Annotated in this window: 15 protein-coding genes; 9 read left to right on the forward strand and 6 right to left on the reverse strand. The window is 72.6% G+C overall.

Going from position 1 to position 18,945, the window contains the following annotated elements; all coding sequences use genetic code 11:
* Positions 1-4 precede the first annotated feature (4 nt).
* Complete coding sequence (locus KBX26_RS11655; protein WP_210865421.1) at positions 5-1,135, reverse strand: site-2 protease family protein; 1,131 nt, start codon at positions 1,133-1,135, stop codon at positions 5-7.
* Positions 1,136-1,190: 55 nt separating this feature from the next.
* Positions 1,191-2,045 carry an alpha/beta hydrolase gene (locus KBX26_RS11660; RefSeq protein ID WP_030330340.1) on the reverse strand — a complete coding sequence of 285 codons (855 nt, stop codon included), beginning with the start codon at positions 2,043-2,045 and terminating at the stop codon, positions 1,191-1,193.
* 283 nt (positions 2,046-2,328) lie between these two features.
* Here KBX26_RS11660 and KBX26_RS11665 point away from each other — a divergent pair, with 283 nt between their 5' ends.
* Genes KBX26_RS11665 through KBX26_RS11680 form a run of 4 tightly spaced genes read left to right on the forward strand, consistent with a single transcriptional unit; the run spans position 2,329 to position 5,816 of the window.
* Positions 2,329-3,228 (forward strand): ABC transporter ATP-binding protein, encoded by a 900-nt coding sequence (locus tag KBX26_RS11665; protein ID WP_210865422.1) that lies wholly within the window; start codon positions 2,329-2,331, stop codon positions 3,226-3,228.
* A gap of 1 nt (position 3,229) precedes the next feature.
* Entirely contained in the window at positions 3,230-4,030 is an 801-nt protein-coding gene (locus KBX26_RS11670) for an ABC transporter permease (RefSeq protein WP_030330338.1), read from the forward strand.
* A gap of 26 nt (positions 4,031-4,056) precedes the next feature.
* On the forward strand, positions 4,057-5,187 hold the full coding sequence (locus KBX26_RS11675; RefSeq protein WP_210865423.1) for a sensor histidine kinase: 1,131 nt from the start codon (positions 4,057-4,059) through the stop codon (positions 5,185-5,187).
* Positions 5,184-5,816, forward strand: a complete 633-nt coding sequence (locus KBX26_RS11680; protein WP_030330336.1) for a response regulator transcription factor — start codon at positions 5,184-5,186, stop codon at positions 5,814-5,816. Before KBX26_RS11675 ends, KBX26_RS11680 begins: the two co-directional genes overlap by 4 nt.
* Before the next feature lie 16 nt (positions 5,817-5,832).
* On the opposite strand, the gene KBX26_RS11685 is transcribed toward KBX26_RS11680, so the two are convergent.
* A complete protein-coding gene (locus KBX26_RS11685) occupies positions 5,833-6,744 on the reverse strand; it encodes a L,D-transpeptidase (protein ID WP_030330335.1) in 912 nt (303 codons plus the stop codon).
* Positions 6,745-6,819: 75 nt separating this feature from the next.
* Positions 6,820-8,265: an alpha-amylase family protein gene (locus tag KBX26_RS11690; protein WP_210865424.1), complete on the reverse strand. Its 1,446-nt coding sequence runs from the start codon at positions 8,263-8,265 to the stop codon at positions 6,820-6,822.
* 279 nt (positions 8,266-8,544) lie between these two features.
* Here KBX26_RS11690 and KBX26_RS32725 point away from each other — a divergent pair, with 279 nt between their 5' ends.
* The 5 genes from KBX26_RS32725 to KBX26_RS11715 all read left to right on the forward strand — a co-directional run bounded on the left by KBX26_RS32725 (position 8,545) and on the right by KBX26_RS11715 (position 16,399).
* A complete protein-coding gene (locus KBX26_RS32725) occupies positions 8,545-10,185 on the forward strand; it encodes a hypothetical protein (RefSeq protein ID WP_307857799.1) in 1,641 nt (546 codons plus the stop codon).
* The gene (locus tag KBX26_RS11700; protein ID WP_210860372.1) at positions 10,182-11,648 is read left to right on the forward strand and encodes an NADH-quinone oxidoreductase subunit NuoF family protein; all 1,467 of its coding nucleotides are present in this window, start codon (positions 10,182-10,184) and stop codon (positions 11,646-11,648) included. Before KBX26_RS32725 ends, KBX26_RS11700 begins: the two co-directional genes overlap by 4 nt.
* Positions 11,649-11,700: 52 nt before the next feature.
* On the forward strand, positions 11,701-12,342 hold the full coding sequence (locus tag KBX26_RS11705; RefSeq protein WP_247680511.1) for a redoxin domain-containing protein: 642 nt from the start codon (positions 11,701-11,703) through the stop codon (positions 12,340-12,342).
* Complete coding sequence (locus KBX26_RS11710) at positions 12,339-13,181, forward strand: cytochrome c biogenesis protein CcdA (RefSeq protein WP_210860376.1); 843 nt, start codon at positions 12,339-12,341, stop codon at positions 13,179-13,181. Before KBX26_RS11705 ends, KBX26_RS11710 begins: the two co-directional genes overlap by 4 nt.
* A gap of 77 nt (positions 13,182-13,258) precedes the next feature.
* Entirely contained in the window at positions 13,259-16,399 is a 3,141-nt protein-coding gene (locus tag KBX26_RS11715; protein WP_210865425.1) for a discoidin domain-containing protein, read from the forward strand.
* A 91-nt stretch (positions 16,400-16,490) separates the two neighbouring features.
* Here KBX26_RS11715 and serS read toward each other — a convergent pair whose 3' ends face one another.
* Positions 16,491-17,777 carry a serine--tRNA ligase gene (gene serS, locus KBX26_RS11720; RefSeq protein ID WP_210865463.1) on the reverse strand — a complete coding sequence of 429 codons (1,287 nt, stop codon included), beginning with the start codon at positions 17,775-17,777 and terminating at the stop codon, positions 16,491-16,493.
* An 85-nt stretch (positions 17,778-17,862) separates the two neighbouring features.
* Complete coding sequence (locus tag KBX26_RS11725) at positions 17,863-18,945, reverse strand: MerR family transcriptional regulator (protein ID WP_210865426.1); 1,083 nt, start codon at positions 18,943-18,945, stop codon at positions 17,863-17,865.

Genomic DNA, 18,945 nt, shown 5'->3' on the forward strand with positions numbered 1-18,945 from the left:
ATGATCACCGAGAGCTGGCGAGGGTGCTGCGTTGGACGGCTCGGCTGATGTCGCTGGGGGAGATGATCCCTGTCAGGTGGCCGTCTTCGGTCACCACCAGGGCGCGGCCGTCGGCGCACTCGGTGAGGCGGGGGAGCAGATCGTTGAGCTGTTCACCGGGCTTCGCCAGCACCAACTGGTCGGCGCGGCAGGCCACCTCGGCCAGCGTGGTCGACGCCCGCCGCTCCGGCGGTACGCCCCGCACCCGGTCGACGGTGACCAGGCCGGTCGGCCGGCCGTCCTCGGTCAGCGGCAGCGCCGAATGCCGGTACGCGAACAGGTAGTGGTCGACGAAGTCCGCGACAGTCATCTCCGCCGAGGCGGTCTGCGGCTGCGGGGTCATCACATCGCCTACCCGGATCCCGCGCAGCGCGGTGCCGGTGCGGGCCTGCCGTTCCTCCATCCCGGCCGCGCCGATCAGGAACCAGCCGATCAGCGCCAGCCACAGCCCGCCGAAACCGAACCCGGCCAGGAACTGCCACAGCCCCAGGCCGATCAGCAGCACCCCCAGCACCCAGCCGGCCCGGGCGGCGACCACCGACGCCCGGGTTCGGTCACCGGTGGCCTTCCAGACCGCCGCGCGCAGCAACCGTCCACCGTCCAGTGGCGCGGCCGGCAGCACGTTGAAGATGGCCAGCAGCACGTTGATTCCCGCCAGCCAGGCCACCGCCCCGAACAGCAGCCCGGTCTGCCCGGCCAGTGCGAGCACCGCCGCGATGGCACCGAAGAACGCCCCGATCAGCAGACTGACCAGCGGGCCGACGCCCGCGATCCGTAACTCCGCGCCCGGGTCACGCGGTTCGCCCCGCAACTCGGCGACGCCGCCGAACAGCCACAGCGTGATGCCGTCGACAGTCAGCCCGTTGCGCTTGGCCACCACCGCGTGCGACACCTCGTGGGCGAGCAGGCCGACGAAGAAGACCACCGCCGCGGCCAGCCCGGCCAGTGTGTACGCCACCGGCGAGTGATCGGGGTACGAGCGGGGGAACTGGTTCGCGGCCAACCCCCACGCGATCAGCGCGAAGATGACCAGCACGCTCCAGTTGACGCCGACCGGCACTCCCGCGACCCGGCCAAGCCGGAAACTGGCCCTCATCCGAGCGGGGTACCCCGCCAGGCCGTGGGCATGCGAGGGCACTTTGCCTGATCGGTCAGCGGCGGGGGGCTTCGCTGGCGATGGTGGCCTCCCGGGGCAGGGCCGCCGCCCGCAGCGCCCAGTCCAGCGCGTAGTCGGCGATCTTCTCCCAGCCGTCCTGCCCGACGGTGAAGTGCGAGCGGCCGGCGAACTGCTCGTACGCGGTGAGCGCCCGCGACTTCTGGTAGAGCCCCGCGTTGGCGCGGACCACCGACGCCGGCACCACGTGGTCGACCTCGCCGGCCATCAGCAGCAGCGGCGCCCGGTCGTTACGCCCGACGTCGACCCGGGCTGGCGAGCGCGGGTCGAGGTTGGCGAACGCGCCCTCGAAGTAAACCCGCCCGGCACCGGGGACGGCGTAGCGTTGCCAGGCCCGGTCGGAGTCCTCCCGGCTCATGGCGTTGCCGAAGGTGTAGGCGAAGTCGTCCGGGGTGAACGGGACGGCCTTGTTCCGGTTGGCGGGGCTGCGCAGGATCGGGAAGCCCGAGCGCAGCTGACTCAGCGGCACCTTGAGCACGCCCTTCACCTGCGCGGGGTGCACGCCGACCGCCGCGGCGCCGAGGCCCCGGTCGACGAGGATCTGGGTGAACAGGCCGCCGAACGAGTGCCCCATGATGATCGGTGGTCGCGGCAGCGCCCGGATGATCTTGTCGTAGTGCGCGACGATCGTGGCGATGCTCTGCTCGGCGATCGGGCTGGGATCGTCCCGCAACTGCTCCACCGACCGGTCCATGCCGGGCCAGGCGGGGGCGATGACCTGCATGCCACGCTCGGTGTACCGCTGCGCCCACCCCTCCCAGCTGCGCGGCGTCATCCAGAGCCCGTGGATCAGCACGACCGTGTCGACCTGGCCCTGCGGCGTGGCACCCATCTCGTCCCCCCGGTGTCGCGGCATCCGGGGCAGCGGTTACCCGCTGCCGTGCCGGGAATTCCTCCGCCGGTTGCTCGCCTCGGCGGGTCGCGTTCGGGAGGCGGACGTGGCAGTGAGCGTGATGACACAGGGGCATCGTGATGACTCAGGGGCATCACGCTCGTCGCGGTGTTTGCTCGCACGGAGGTCACTCTCCGTGGCGTCCGGCCCCTGACAAATGTCACGGCCGGGAGGTGACGACCGCTCCGGGCACCGGGGTACGCCCCGCCGGAGTATCAGTGCCATGACCAGTACGCATCCGGCTGTCGAGTTGGACGGCCTCAGCAAGAGCTTCGGCGCGGTCACCGCTGTCGACGGGTTGAGCCTGCGGGTGCAGCCCGGCGAGGTGGTGGCGTTCCTCGGCCCGAACGGGGCGGGCAAGACCACCACCATCGACATGCTGCTCGGGCTGTCCCGCCCGGACGCCGGCACCGTCCGCGTCCTCGGCGGCACCCCGGACGACGCGGTGGCCCGGGGGCGGGTCGCCGCCGTCCTGCAGACCGGCGGGCTGCTCAAGGACCTCACGGTGGGCGAGACGGTGCGGATGACCGCCCACTTCTACCGGCACACCCGCCCGGCGGCGGAGGTGTTGGAGCGGGCCGGTATCACCGACATCGCCGACCGGGTGGTCGGGCGCTGCTCGGGTGGTCAGCAGCAGCGACTGCGCTTCGCGTTGGCCCTGCTGCCCGACCCGGACCTGATGGTGCTCGACGAGCCGACCACCGGCATGGACGTCGAGGGCCGGCGGGACTTCTGGCAGGCCCTGCGCCGCGACGCCCGACGTGGACGGACCGTCATCTTCGCCACCCACTACCTGGACGAGGCGGACGCGTACGCCGACCGGATCGTGCTGGTCCGGCAGGGGCGCATCGTCGCCGACGGCACCACCGCCGAGATCAAGAACCTGGCCGCCGGTCGTACCGTGCGGGCCACCCTGCCCGGCGCGGACCAGGCCGCGCTCGCCGCACTGCCCGGCGTGGACGCCGTGGAGGTGCGCGGCGACAGCGTGCTGGTGCGGACCGGCGACTCGGACGCTGTCGCCCGACACCTGCTGACCCGGACCGCGGCCCGGGATGTCGAGATCACCTCCCGCAACCTCGAGGACGCCTTCCTCGCCCTGACCACCACGCAGACCGGAGCCTGAGATGACCACCTCCACCTCCACGCGCGCCGCTGTCACGACGCCGGACCGTCGGCTGCCCGCACTGGGCGGGTTCGCCCCGGGTGCCCTGGGTATCGAGCTGCGCCGGGTGCTGCGCAACCGCCGCACCCTCGCCTTCACGCTGATCATGCCGGGCGTCTTCTTCCTCATCTTCGGTCTGCCGCAGGGCGGGCAGTCACTGGACAACGGCCGTCCGGTGACGGCGTACGTCATGATCAGCCTGGCCGTGTACGCGGCCATGGTGGCGACCACCAGCGTCGGTGGTGCGGTGGCCACCGAACGGGCGCTGGGCTGGAGCCGACAGTTGCGGCTCACCCCGCTGCGCCCGGCGGCGTACGTGGCGACCAAGCTGATCACCGCGATGAGCCTGGGCCTGCTCGCGGTCGTCATCGAGTTCCTGGTGGGCGCCGTGGCCGGCGTTCGCGTCCCGGCGTACGTCTGGCTGCTGTCCGGGCTCGCCGCCTGGGTCGGCTCGCTGGTCTTCGCCGCGTTCGGTCTGTTCATCGGGTACCTGGCGCCGGCCGAGAACGTCATGCAGATCATCGGCCCGGTGCTGGCGGTGCTGGCCATGTTCGGCGGGCTGTTCGTCCCGGTCGAGGTGCTGCCGGACGTGCTCCAGCAGGTCGCGACGTTCACCCCGGTGTACGGCATGGGTGTGCTGGCTCGCGCCCCCCTCACCGGCGACGGGGTGAGCATGGCGGCGGTGGTCAACCTCGTCGTCTGGGCACTGGTCTTCGGCGTCGGCGCGGCCCGGCTGTTCCGCCGGGACACCGCGCGGGTCTGACCGGCCGGGCGGTTAGCGTGATCCCGATGGACCTCTCGACGGGGCAGCCCTGGCAGGTGAGCCGCCACTGGCGGTACACCGGCTGGCTGCTGGCCGCCGTCTGGTTGTTCTTCCTCAACGTGCCGCTCGCCACCGCGCTGCACCAACCGGAGCTGTGGCGGCGGATCCTCGGTGTGTCGACCCTGGTCGCCTTCAGCGTCGGTTACGTGCTGCTGTTCCAGTGGGCCCGCAAGCTGCGCCAGTCCCTGCGGCCGATCCCGGCGGGCCGGGCGCGGGCCGGGCTGGCGCTGCTGCTCGCTGTGGGTCTGGCCAGCCTCCCGGGCACCGGCGGGGACTGGCTGGCCACTCTGGTCTACGTGGCCGCGGCGGCGGTCTTCCTGCTGCCGCAGTGGGAGGCGTTGGCCGTCGTGGCGCTCTGCGCGGTGACCCCCGTGCTGGCGTCGTGGCTGGTGCCGGGGTGGGAGGCGGAGCACGGCATCGTCTTCGCGGTGCTGCTCGCCTCGTTCGCCATGTTCGGGGTGTCCCAGTTGGCCCAGCGCAACAGCGAACTGCGGGCCGCCCAGCAGGAGATCGGTCGGCTCGCGGTCGCCGAGGAGCGGGCCCGCACCGCCCGCGACCTGCACGACATTCTTGGGCACTCGCTGACCGTGGTGGCGATCAAGGCCGAGTTGGCCGGGCGGCTGCTCGATGTCGACCGGGAGCGGGCCGCCGCCGAGATCGCCGAGGTGGAGGCGTTGGCTCGGGCCGCGTTGGCCGACGTACGGCAGACGGTCGGGGCGTACCGCGAGGTCAGTCTCGCCGCCGAGGTGGCCGGCGCCCGCTCGGCGCTGGCCGCGGCGGGCATCGCGGCGGACGTGCCGACCGAGGTGCCGGACCTGCCGCGGGAGTGGGACCGGTTGTTCGGCTGGGCGGTACGGGAAGGGGTGACCAACGTGGTCCGGCACAGTGGGGCGCGGTGCTGCGTGATCCGGGTGCACCCGGATCGGGTCGAGATCAGTGACGACGGCCGTGGTCCGTCCACTCCCGACGCGAGCGGGCACGGGCTGGTCGGCCTGCGGGAGCGGGCGCGTCGGCTGGACGCGGTGGTGACCGTCGGTCGCCGGCCGACGGGCGACGGTTTTCTGCTGCGGGTGCACACCCCGGAGGAGGCCCGGTGAGCGGCGGTTCGACGCCGATCCGGCTGTTGCTCGCCGACGACCAGGCGCTGGTCCGGGGTGCGCTGGCCGCCCTGCTCTCGCTGGAGGAGGACCTGACAGTGGTCGCCGAGGTCGGTCGGGGCGACGAGGTGGTGCCCGAGGCGCGACGCAGCGCCCCGGACGTCGCCCTGCTGGACGTGGAGATGCCCGGCCTGGACGGGATCGCCGCCACCTCGGCGTTGCGGGTGGCGCTGCCGACCTGCCGGGTGCTGGTGGTGACCACCTTCGGTCGACCCGGCTACCTGCGTCGGGCGATGGAGGCCGGTGCGAGCGGGTTCGTGGTCAAGGACACCCCGGCCCGGCAGCTCGCCGACGCGGTCCGTCGGGTGCACGCGGGCCTGCGGGTGGTCGACCCGACGCTGGCCGCGGAGACCCTGGCCACCGGCGCGAGCCCACTGACCGAGCGGGAGACCGAGGTGCTGCGGACCGCTCGGGGCGGCGGCACCGTCGCCGACCTGGCCCGGGCTCTGCACCTGTCCGAGGGGACGGTCCGCAACCACCTGTCGGCGGCGATCGGCAAGACCGGTGCCCGCAACCGGGCCGACGCGATCCGGGTCGCCGAGCGGAACGGCTGGCTGCTCGGCGAGTGACCGGCTGTGCCGGCGCTCAGGCGGTCGGCGGCGGAGCGGCCAGTTGGTCGACCACCACCACGCTGCTGCCGGGGCGGACCTCGGCGAGCAGCTCCCGCTGCCCGGAGCGGGTCAGCCGGATGCAGCCGTTCGTGGTGTTCTCGCCCAGCTCGTCGTCGTTGTGCCAGGTGTGCACGCCGATGTGCGCGCCGCGCAGCCCGTCCGGCACCGACTCCGGATCGTCCGGCACCGAACCGAGGGCGTAGATGTCCACCCCGCCGTAGACCGACTCCGGCGGTGGGGTGCGGCCCAGGATGAAGGTCCGCCCGAGTGGAGTCTCCTGGCCGGACTGGCCGAGGCTGACCTCCCAGGAACGCACCGCCTTGCCGGCCCGGTACCAGGTGAGCCGGTGCGCCTTGCGTTCGACGACGATCTGGTCGCGCAGCGGCACCGTCTCGAAGCCGCCGGGTGGCAGCCAGGCGAGCCGCCGGTTGGCCGAGGGCAGCAGGACGGCGGTCCAGCCGGCCCGCCGCTGGGCGATCGGCATGGTCAGCTCCACACCGCGGATCGCCGGTTCGAGAAAGGCGCGCGGACGACCACCGGGGGCGTCGTACGCGGCGATCCGTCTGGTCGGGTGCGCGCCGTCGGTCAGCGGCGTGACGTCCATGGTGGCCGGATCGGTGGGGAACCCGCCGGGTGCGGGGTCGTAGTCGACCACCGGCAGCCCGTCCGGGGCGGGCGCGGCCGGGGGGACCGACTCGTCCGGGCTCTGCTCCACACTGCTCGGGGTCGGGTCGGCCACCACCACGCTGCTGTCGTCGGGGGCCGTCGAGCTGGGGGTGAGGGCCTGGCCGACCAGCAGCGCGGTCACCAGCAGCGCGGGTACGCCGATGGCGGCGGTCACCCAGACGCCGCGACGGCGGGACGGAGTCTTTCGGTCAAACGACACGAAATCACTCTATGGTGGCGATTGCGCCGGGGCCCCCGGTTCGGCGAAATCCGCCGCCCGGAGGCCCCGACCGAATCAGATTCGTGCGCCGATGTGGATGGCCACGGCGTCGTGCGCGGGCACGTTGGCCGCGAACCAGCCGTTACCGTCCACCGTGATCACTGGTCCGCTGCACGTGCCGCCCGCGTACGTGCCGTGGATGACGTCGCAGTACCGGCCGGCGGGCAACCCCGTGTAGTACGAGCGACCGTTCACCGCGGCGTCCTCGTCGTTGACGGTGATGAAGCCCTTGCCACTGCGGCTGAACGCGATGTGGTTGTTGCCGTTGTCGTACCAGTTGGCCACCCCGGCGCCCTCGGTGGCGTTGCGGAAGCCGACCATGTTGGCGATCACCGGCCAACGGTGCTCGCACTCCCAGCCGGAGTAGCAGGTGGTGTTGAGTGTCTTGTTGGCCCCGTCCGACGGCGGGCCGGCGTCGCGGCTGCTGAAGGTGTAGCTGGACATGACGGTGGGGGAGCCGTACGGCCAGGCCAGCATGAAGGCGTTCGCCAGGGCGTAGATCCCGCGGTCCTTGTAGGTCAACACTCCGCCGGAGTCGCGCTGGGTGTCGTGGTTGTCGACGAACACCGACGCCGGGCCGGTGGGCAGGTGCCCCCAGCCCTCGCCGAAGTTGCGCAGGTACGCCAACCGCTCGGAGCGGAACACCCGGGCCAGGTCCTTACCGTAGCGGAACTCGTGCACGTCACCGTTGCCGGTGTACTCGGTCGGCTGGACCGGCTCGCCGGCACCGTAGATGACCTCCTGCACGATGTACGCGGAGCGGGACAGCTTGCCCCTGATCGCGGCGATGTCGGCGGCCGGCATGTGCTTGCTGGCGTCCATCCGGAAGCCGTCGACGCCGAGGGAGAGCAGGTCGTTGAGGTACGAGGCGATCTTCGTGCGGACGTAGTCCGACTCGGTCTTCAGGTCCGAGAGGTTGACCAGCTCGCAGTTCTGCACCTCGTACCGGTCGTTGTAGTTGGCGATGTCGTCGCCGCCGTTGCGCCCGCAGTGGTGGAAGTCCTGGGTCTGGTAGATGCCCGGGTAGTCGTAGTGCGAGTAGGACGAGCCGGCCCAGCCGGTGCCGCCGTTGTCCTGACCGGACATGTGGTTGACCACCGCGTCGACGATCACCTTGACCCCGGCCGCGTGGCAGGTGTTCACCATCGACTGGAACTGGGCCCGGGTGCCCTTGCGGGACTCGATCCGGTAGCTGACCGGCTGGTACGCCAGCCACCACTGGTTGCCCCGCACGTGCTCCTGCGGCGGTGAGACCTGCACGTAGCCGTAGCCCTTCGGGCCGAGGGTGCTCTGGCACTCGTTGGCCACCGAGGGCCAGTTCCACTCGAAGAGCTGGACGATGACCTTCTTGCCGCCGGACGGGGCGGCGACGGCCGGGGGTGCCGTCACTGTGGTGGGGACGAGCAGGCTGGCGATCAGGCCGAGGGCGAGGAGCGCCGAGCCGCGTCGACGTCGGTGCATGGGGACTCCTGACGGGAGCGGGAGCGGGGGTGGTGGTGCGGTGGGGGAACGCCCGGTTGCCGGAATCTTGCAACCCGGGCTGAAATTTGCTGAAAGGTTACAAGCGTGTTGCACGGAGTGTCAATGCATGCACGTTCGTCACTGTCCGATCTGGTGGGTGGGAGCGGGGTGCAACGCACGGCCGTGCCCCTCGGTTCGATCCCGGCCCAGAAATTTTTCGCGGCGGGTGATCCGCGCGCCCCGCCGGTCCGTACTGGATGGGGGAGCAGGGGTCGGCCGGTGGTACGCCGCCGCGAGACGATCGAGGAGCAGATGGCCCGGGCACAGCAGGACAAGAAGGCGACGATCCGGACCACCGCCAGCAGTCGGGGGGTGCGCACCCCGTCCCGGTCGGCGAGCGCCCTGCTGATCGCTTCGGTGCTCGCCGCGCTCTGGGCGGCGATCATGCTGACCGGCACCGGTCAGACGGCGTACGCGTACGGCTTCTTCTTCACCGAGTTCTTCGCCGGGGTGGTCTCCCTGGTGTCGTTGAGTCTCACCGTCATGCTCGGTCTGCTCGCCACCGACCGGCTGGTGCTGCGTATCCCGCACCGGGTGCTGATGCAGTCGGCGCACCGGGCCACCGGTGTGCTGGGGGTGGCCGGGCTCGGCTTCCACGTCCTCACCAAGATCGGCACGGGGCGGGCGGCGGCGACCGACGCGCTGGTGCCGTTCGTCGGCGGCGGGGGTTTCTACGTCGGGCTCGGCACCGTCGCCGCGCTGCTGATGGTCAGCGTGATCTGGACCGGCATCATCCGCGCCCGCTTCGCGGGCGTCGGTCCGAGGTGGCTCTGGCGCGCGCTGCACTCGACCGCGTACCTGGCCTGGCCCTTCGCCATCCTGCACGGCCTCAACGCCGGTCGGGCCGCAGCGCCCTGGGTGATGTTCAGCTACCTGGGCTGCGTCTTGCTGGTGGTGCTGGCCCTGCTGGTGCGGTTCTCGGTCACCATCGGTCGGCGCAGCCGCGAGCAGCACCAGGCAGCGGTGCGCAACGCGGTGATGGTCGGCCGGGCTGAAGAGGCGAAGACCGCCCGATCGCTGCTGGCCGGGTTGGGTCGGCGCCCGAAGGCCACCGACAAGCGTCCCGCCTGGGCGGACACCGCCACCGCCACCTGGACCGCCCCGCCCGCCCGCCGCGACCCGGAACGGTTCACCGTCCCGGTGGTGCCCGAGCCCGGCTCGCTCGTCGAACCGACCCGGCCCAGCCGACGCCGACGGGAGGAGGAGCCGGCGGCCTACCGCGACACCGAACGGTCCTCGCGCGGCCGGCGCGCCGAGGAGGAGCCGACGACCCGCCGGTCGACCCGCCGCGGCGTGGACGAGACCGACATCCGTCGACGCGACGAGGAGGAGGCCGAGCCGGTGACCCGGCGGCGCGCCTCGCGTACCCGCGACGAGGTGGCACCGGCCGGCCGGCGGCGCGTCGACGAGCCGGCCGCCGAGCGGTCCCGTCGCCGGTCCCGCAGCGAGGACGACGGCAGCCGCTACTCGGCGCCGCCGCGGCCGACCCTCGACGAGGCCGAGGAGCCGTGGGACAGTCCACGCCGGTGGCAGGCCGACGAGCCCATCTCCGCCGGCCCGGTCTCCGTCGAGCCGATCTCGGCCGGCCCGATCTCCAGCAGCCCGATCTCGTCGGCGCCGCGCAGCGGCAGCGGCCGGCACAGCGCCGAGGACGACCTGCCCGAGGAGCCGGACTACTGGCGTCCGCCGGCCCGGTACGTGCCGGACGAGGTGCCCGTCGACGACACCCCCACCCTTGTCGACCTGGCGTCACGGCGGGCCAAGCGGGCAGCCGGCGAGGGCCGGTCCAAGCGGCGCAAGGCCAGCGCCGACGCGGTGGACGGGGCGTACTGGGCCGGGCTGCGGGGTGAGGCGAAATGATGCGCACCGCCGTGCCACCGGTCGCCTGTGTGGGCGAGCCCCGGCTCACCGCCGGCTTCGCCGAGTACGGCCGACTCGACCTGATCGCGCACGAGGAGGTGCACGGACCGATCGGCCCGATGGAGCCGGCGCAACTGCTCCGGCTCGCCGAGGGCATGCAACTCAAGGGCAAGGGCGGGGCAGGGTTCCCGTTCGCCCGCAAACTGCGCGCGGTGCTGGAGTCCTGCGAGCGGCAGGACCTCGCCGCCGTGGTGGTGGTCAACGCCACCGAGGGGGAGCCGGCCAGCTGGAAGGACAAGGTGCTGCTGACCCGCGCCCCGCACCTGATCCTGGACGGCGCGGCGCTGGCCGCGTACGCCCTGGACGCCGACGAGATCGTGATCGGCGTGGCGGACGACGGGGTCGGCCGGGACTCGCTGATGGACGCCCTCGACGAGCGCCGGATGCCGGTGCAGACAACGATCGTCACAGTGCCGCACCGGTTCATCTCCGGCGAGGGCGGCGCACTTGTCAACGGGATCAACGGGCTGCCGCACATCCCGCCGGGCACCAAGAAGCGCTCCAGCGACTCCGGGGTCAGCGGCCTGCCCACCCTGCTGTCCAACGCCGAGACGTACGCCCAGCTCGCCGTCGGCGCCCGACTGGGCCCGTACGAGTACGCGGCGCTCGGTACCGACGACGAGCCGGGCACCGTGCTGCTCACCGTGACCGGGGCGGCCGGCCGACCGGCCGTTGTGGAGTGCACCGCCGGCATGCCGCTGCGCGACGTCCTCGACCTGTGTGAGGTGCCGGACGTCCAGGGCATCCTGATGGGCGGCTACCACGGCAAGTGGATCACCCCGGAGGCGGCGGAGAAGGCCGAGGTCTCCCGCAAGGGCCTGGCGGCGGTCGGCGGCACGCTCGGCGCGGGCATCATCGTCCCGCTCGGTGTCGACACCTGCCCGCTCGGGGAGGCCGCCCAGGTGGTGCGTTACCTGGCCGGTGAGTCCGCCGGGCAGTGCGGACCGTGCAAGATGGGCCTGCCGGACCTGGCCCGCGCGGTGGACCTGGCCGTCGCCGGCAGCCAACCGGCCGACGTGGTGCGGGCCGCGGCCGGCGAGGTGAAGGGCCGGGGCGCGTGCAGCCACCCCGACGGCACCGCCCGGTTCGCGCTCTCCGCGATCGAGGTCTTCGCCGAGGACCTGCGACTGCACAGCACCGGCGACGGCTGCGGCCGGCGGGTCAAGGGCGTGATGGGGCTGCCGGGCGCACCCGACGCGAACCCGCAGAAGCTCACCCTGGACTGGTCGCGCTGTGACGGGCACGGCCTGTGCGCGCACGTCGTCCCGGACTTCATCCGCCTCGACGCGAACGGATATCCCGCCTTCCCGGCCACCCCCGTGCCGACCTGGCTGCGGGAGGGGGCGCTGAAGGCGGTCAAGGTCTGCCCCGAGTTGGCCCTCCGACTCGCCAAGGCCGAGTAGGTAGGCCCCAGGTCCAGCAAGGGTCCCTTCCGGACCGGAGACGGAGGAACGGATGCGGATCAGCAGGATGTGGACGGCGGCCGGGCAGCCGCGCCGCTGGACAGCGGCTGGACCGGTACGCCGTGGCGCCACCGCTGTGGCGCTCGTGGTGGCCCTGTTCGGCGTCGCCGCCTGCACCGGCGTCGCGCCGGGCGGACCCACCGCCGCCGGATCGGCCCCGCCCGGTGCCGCGCCGACCGGGACACCGCCCGCGCCGACCGGCGGACCTCCGGCCGCGCCAGCGCGGATCCCGGACGTGCTGCGCTTCACCGGGACGACCCTCGGCGGGGCCGCGTTCGACGCGGCGCAGCTCGCCGGCAGACCGGTGGTGTTGTGGTTCTGGGCGCCGTGGTGCGCCACCTGCGCCAGTCAGGCCTGGACGGTGGCCGAGATCGCCCCGAAGTACCGGGACACCGTGCCGATCGTCGGCGTGGCCGGGCTGGGTGAACGGAAGGCCATGAAGGAGTTCGTCACCGAGTTCGAGCTCGACGGCACACCGCAGATCGAGGACAGCAAGGGAGTGCTCTGGAAGCGGTTCAAGGTGACCGAGCAGAGCATCTTCGTGGTCATCGACCGCAGCGGCACGGTCGTCCACCAGGGATTCCTGGACGGTGAGGCGCTCACCGCCAGGGTCGCCGCACTGGCCGGGGCGTGACCGGCGCACTGCTGCTCGCGCTGACCGCCGGCATGCTCGGCGCGGTCAACCCGTGCGGCTTCGCGTTGCTGCCCGCGTACCTCTCGCTGTTGGTCGCCGGGACGTCGGACACCCGCGGCGCGGTCGGCCGCGCGCTCACCGCGGCGGCCGGGCTGACAGTGGGGTACGTGCTGGTGTTCGGCGCGTTCGGCCTCGCGCTCGCGCCGCTGGCCGGCTGGTTGCGGCCCCGCCTGCCGTGGCTGACAGTGACGCTCGGCGTGCTGCTGGTGGTGGTCGGCTGCTGGTTGCTCGCCGGTCGGCGGCTGCCGACCCCCGGCTGGTCCGCCCGGGCGCCCCGGCTGACCCGGTCCTGGCCGTCGATGGCGCTGTTCGGCGCGGCGTACGCGCTGGCGTCGCTCGGCTGCGCCATCGCGCCGTTCCTGGCCATCGTGGTGACCAGCCTCCAGACCGGCTCGACCGGTCAGGGGTTGGCGCTGTTCGGCGCGTACGCCCTCGGGATGGGTCTGGTGGTCGCTGTCGCCGCGCTCGGGGTGGCGCTGCTGCGCGACGGCCTGGTGGCCCGGCTGCGCGTCGCCGGGGCGTTGGTGCCCCGCCTCAGCGGCCTGGTGCTGCTGCTCGCCGGCGGTTACGTCGCCTGGTACGGCTGGTACGAGCTACGGCTGGCCGCCGGTCGCCGCGACGCGCTGCACGACCCGGTCATCCGGGTGGCCGCCCAGGTCCAGCGAGCCCTGGCCGACGCCCTCGACCGGATCGGCCCGGCGGTGTTGCTGGCCGCCCTGGCCGCCCTGCTCCTGGCCGCGCTCGTGGCGAAGCGCGCCCACCGCCCTCGTCGTCCCTGAGGCGACGGCGTCGGTCTTGACATCCGGAAACGATCACCGGAGGCTGTCTGACAACGTTGTCACACCGAAGGACCACCATGCGCATATCCGAACTCGAGTTGAGCCGGCGGCGGTTGCTCATCCTTGGCAGCGCCATCGGCGCTGGACTCGCCATCGCCCGACCCGCCGCCGCCCAGGCCGCGCCATCCGCCACCTGGTCACCGGCCGCGACCGTCGGCCCGGTTGCCAACACCTACCACGCGCTGCTGCTCGCCCACACCCGATGGGCCGAGGAGCAGTGGGATCCGGCGATCAACGCGTACCGCCTCGCGGACTTCAGGTTCGCGGTCGTCCTCGGTAACGCGGTCCTGCTCACCTCGCCCGGGTACGACGCGGCAGCGGCAGGCGTCGACCGGGACACGCTGCACGCCCGTACCGTCGCCACCATCCGCCGCTTCGCGGCCACCAACCGGCTCACCGGCGGCACCGAGTGGGGCCGACAGCTGTTCTGGGACAGCACCTTCGAGCTGTACTTCGTCCTGGCCGCCCGACTGCTCTGGTCCGACCTGGACGAGGTGACCCGCACCAACGTCGACCGCATCGCCCGCGGGCAGGCCGCGTACGCCCACTCCCTCGGCACCGGTAACGACCCGCTCAGTGGCGGTTGGACGCCGAACGGCCTCACCGGTGGCTGGATCGGGGACACCAAGCTCGAGGAGATGGGGGTCTACGCCCAGGCGATCGCGCCCGGTCTGGCCTGGGCGCCGGACGACCCCGCAGCCGCGGCGTGGCGCGAGCGGTTCTCGATGTGGACGCTCAACGCGACCGGACTACCGGCAGCCGACCGTGCCAACCCCGCCGTCGTCGACGGGCGGGCGGTCGCGGACTGGAACACCGCCCACAACATCCACGACACGTTCCTGGTCGAGAACCACGGCTCCTTCGGCCCGCACTACCAGGAGGAACTGTGGCGCACCGCGGGTCGTACCGCGGCGCACTTCCTGGCCGCCGGCCAACCGCTCCCCGAGGCACTCACCAGGCAGCCCAGCGGTGCCGAGCTGTGGCGGACCATGCGGCTGCTGGCCAGCGACGCCGGCGAACCCTTCATGCCGATGGTCGCGGACCGCTACCACCTGTACGGCCGTGACGTCCTGCCGCTCGCCTTCCTCGCGCAGGTCCAGGGCGACCGGCACGCCGCCCGGGCCGAGGCGGACCTCGCCGACCGGCTCATGCCCTACCTGAACTACCCGCCCGAGAATCGGCTCACCAAGTTCAGCGGCGAGCCGAAGTACGAGCCCGAGGCCCGGGCCGAGGTCGCCATCAGCTATCTCTTCCATGCCTGGCGGGCAGCCAACGGCGGCGTGGTCCAGCCGGTCGCCAGCACCGCGTTCTTCGCGGCGGCGGCGGGCACCAGGGACTTCGGGGAGCAGGCCGGGCTGACCGCCCACCAGAGCGCGACCGCCTTCGCCGCGGCGGTCAGCAAGACCGGATTCGTCTCGTTCCAGTGGGCCCCCGCCCACGACAACTGGTTGTTCGACACCCGGGCCGCCTCGCTGCTGCCGAGGCAGTCCGCGCCGGTCCTCGGCCGCGCCTCCGCCGCGTACACAGTGGCCCGGGACGGTGTCGACGCCACGGCGACCGTTCTCCGCGTCGCCGGCGGCACCGCCGGATACGTCACGCTGCCCACCGGAACGGTCGTGTACGCCACCACCGGCATCGGTGCCGACGAGGGCGCGCTCACCCTGTTCAACCTGGACATGCCCGGCGTACCCGGGCTCACCGGCACCCGTACCTTCACCGGCGAACAGGGGTCCGTCACCCTGGCCGGACAATCGGGCGTCGGCGACGGCGGAACCGACCAGATCAGCTTCGCGCCTCGTCCAGCCCGGTACGTGCGGATGCTCGGCCGATCCCCCGTCAACCAGTACGGCTACTCGCTGTTCGCCTTCGCCGTGCTCGACGCCGGCGGGGTCGACCGCGCCATCGGGCGGCCCACCACGGCCTCGTCCGCCGACCCCGCCTACCCCGCGGCGCGCGCGACCGACGGCAACCCCGGCACCCGCTGGGCGGTCGCCCGCGAGGAACGCGCCCGCGCGGACAGTTGGCTCGCCGTCGACCTCGGTGAGCCCATCGACATCAGCGGCGTACGCCTGGACTGGGAGGCCGCGTACGGCACCCGCTACGTCATCCAGACCTCACTCGACGGCACCGACTGGAGCGACGCGGCGGTGGTGCCGGACAGCCCGACCATCACCGGCTCCTGGCTCGACGTCGACGGACGAGCGGGTCTGGTGGTCCACAACGCCCAGAATCCGATCACCGTGACCGCCACCACCGTCACCCTGTCCAGCGGGCCGGCCACCGGCAGCACCCGGCTGATCATCGAGGGGTACGCGGGCGCGGACAGGTCGGCCCTGGCCGCTGCGGCGTCGCGAACCCTGCCCAGCGGCGGTCCGGAGGCGTTGCGGGTGAGTGACGCCGACGGATACCTCAGCCTGTTCAACCTGTCCGACGACGACATCACGGCGGCCGTCACGCTTGCGCAGCGCGCCACGCTGCGGCTGTACCACGGAAGCCAGGTCACCGGATCGGGGACCAGCACGTACCAGGTCGACCTCGCCGCATCGACCGCACGCGTCGAGCCGCCCCGGTTCACCGTGACCGCGGCACAGCCGGAGAAGACGATCCCCGCCGGTACCCGGTTCGACGTCACCGACTCGCACCACCTCCGAGTCACCGCGCCCGCCGGGCAGATCGTGAAGGTGCAGGTGGAGTCCGCGGCCGGCGGCGCCCGACAGCGAGTGACGGTTCCCGCCGGACACCGCAAGGACGTCGCGTTCGCGGGTGGGACGGTGACGCCGACACGTGACCTGGCCCGGTCCCGGACGACCTACCCGACGTCACCGCTCCCGGCCGGCATGACCGACCCGTCGGCCGCCGTCGACGGCGACCCGGGGACCGCCTGGCAACCCGGCCCGAACGGCCGACTGGTGATCGACCTCGGATCGCTCCGGGATCTGGCATCGGTCCGCCTGACCTGGACCCCCGGTCGGCGGCGGCCGATCACCGTGGCCACCTCGGCCGACGGACTCGGCTACGTGACGGTCGCCTCGGTCCCGAAGCCGAAACCCGAGACCACGGTCACGACCAGGTCCTCCGGACGGTACCTGGCGATCGCGGTCGCCGACTGGCAGCCCGGTGACGCCCGGCTGACCCACGCGGAGGTGTTCGGTGCCTGAACCGGCGGGATCGACCACGGTCTGACACCCGTGGCCCGAAACGACGACGGCGGGGCTGGTGCGGATCGCACCAGCCCCGCCGCCGACTGATTCAGCGCAGGGGGGTCAGCCGGTCGGTGCCCAGGCGCTCCTGGAGGACCTTCGGGACCAGGACGCTGCCGTCGGCCTGCTGGTACTGCTCCAGGATGGCCGGGAAGAGCCGGCTCGTCGCCAGCGCCGAGCCGTTGAGCGTGTGCACGAAACGGGTCTGCTTGCCGCCCGGCTCGCGGTAGCGGATGGCCGCCCGACGAGCCTGGTAGTCGCCGGCCCAGGACACCGACGACACCTCCTTGTACTTGCCGGTGCTCGGCATCCACACCTCGATGTCGAGCGTCTTCTTCATCGAGGCGCTGGCGTCACCGGCCGAGAGCAGCGTGCGCTGGTAGTGCAGACCCAGCCCCTCGACCAGGCTCTCGGCGTGGGCGAGCATCTCCTCCAACGCCGCGTCGGCCTGCTCCGGCAGGGTGAACTGGAAGATCTCCACCTTGTTGAACTGGTGCCCCCGCACCGTGCCGCGCTCGTCCGAGTGCGAACCGGCCGACTCCCGCCGGTAACACGGGGTGTACGCGAACGCCTTCAGCGGCAGCTTCGGGGTCTCCAGGATCTCGTCCTGGTACGCGCCGAGGATCGCCGTCTCCGACGTGGGCAGCAGGAACTGGCCGCGCGGGGCGGACGCCGCATCCAGGTGGTAGACGTCGTCGTAGAACTTGGGGAACTGCCCGGCGGCGAAGCCGGCCGAATCCAGCAGCAGGTGCGGCGGGAGCAGGAACTCGTAACCGGCCCTGATGTGCTGGTCGACGAAGTAGTTGAGCAGCGCCCACTCCAGCCGGGCGCCGATGCCCGTGTAGATCCAGAAACCGGACCCGCCGAGCTTGACGCCGCGCTCGTAGTCGACAAGGCCCAACGCCCGGCTCAGCTCCACGTGGTCGCGGACCTTCTCGATCACCGGAGGCTCACCGAAGGTCTTCACCACCCGGTTGGCTTCCTTGCCGCCGGCCACCACGTCGTCGCTGGGCAGGTTGGGCAGCTCGCTCATCGCGTCGCGCAGCCGGACCTGCACCTCGTCGAGCTGGGACTCCAGCTCGGCGAGCTGCCGACGCTCCGCCTCCGGCGCGGCGACCTGCGGCTCCTCGCCGGCCCGCTTCGCCTGCGCGTACGCCCGGGCCTCGGCCTTGCGGCGCTGCCGCTCGGCGTCGATCTCCGTGATCAGGGCGCGGCGTTCCTGGTCGAGCCGCTGGATCTCGTCCAGGGCACGGGTGACCTCGGCGGGATCCAGACGCTTCGCCAGCGCGGTCGCCACCGCCTCGCGATCCTTCCGGATCAACTCCATGTCGAGCATGCTGCTCCGTACGCCTCCGTCCGGGGTCACAGGTGAACCACCAGATGCTACCGTCGCGGGCTTTTCCGCCCGGGACGGGGAGGTTCTAGAGCCGGATCGGCATCAGTACCGAGTAGGTGTCCGCGTCGTCCGGTCGGCGTACGGCCAGCGGGGCGATCGGCCCGTCCAGCTCCAGCACCAGTTGCGGCCCACCGGCCGCGTTCAACGCGTCCAGCAGGTAGCCACCGTCCACCCCGACCCGCAGCGCGTCGGTGCCCAGGTCAGCGGCGGGGAGCAGCCGCAGCTCGCCCCGGTCGTCGACGCCGAGCACGGTGACCGCACGTGTCGTGCCGTCATGGTCGCGGTCGACGGTGGGGGCCGCCGGGTCGGCCAGCGCGGCGCGCAGGGTGGCCACGTCGACCGGGATCCGGCGCGCGGTGGACCGCTCGCCGACCGCCTTGCGCAGCAGCCGGTGGTAGTCCGGGAAGTCGTACGGCAGGGCGGTGCCGGTCACCGTGCCCTCGGCCACCCGCACCCGCAGGTCCGCGCCCGCCACTGTCAGCCGGACCGGCCAGGTGTCGGCGGCGTCGAGCAGTGGCCGGAGCTGGTCGACGAGGGCCACCGGCACGAACACCCGCACCGGCGGGCCGTCGACGTCGGCAGCGGCCCGAGCCAGCGCCAGTCGGTACCGGTCGGTGGCGACGAGTCGGACGCCGTCGGTCTCCACGTCGAACAGCACGCCGGCGAGCATCGGCATCTCCGGGTCGACGGTGACGGCGAAGCGCACCGCGTCGAGCGCGGCGGCCAGGGCGGCGGGGGAGACCAGCAGCGTGGTGGCGGTCGGCGGGGTCGGGTCCAGCAGGGCCCGGAGCCGGTCGACCTCACGGCGGGCGTCGTCGAGCCCGTCGGCGAGCCGGCGCAGGTGCGTGTCGAGCAGCTGGTGCACCACTGCCGGCTCGGCGCGTACCGCGGTGGCGATCTGCGGCACCGGCATGCCGATCCGGCGCAGCCCGGCCACCAGCCGGGCCGGCGCGACCTGCTCGTCGGTGTACCAGCGGTAGCCGGTCACCGGGTCGACCAGGGCCGGCTCCAGCACGCCGGCCGAGTCGTAGAAGCGCAGGGCGCTGACCGTCAGGCCGCTGGCCCGGGCCAGCTCGCCGATGCTGTGCAGGTGACTCACGCTGGGCAT

The sequence above is a fragment of the Micromonospora sp. C97 genome (assembly GCF_018070385.1).
GTDB lineage: Bacteria > Actinomycetota > Actinomycetes > Mycobacteriales > Micromonosporaceae > Micromonospora > Micromonospora parva.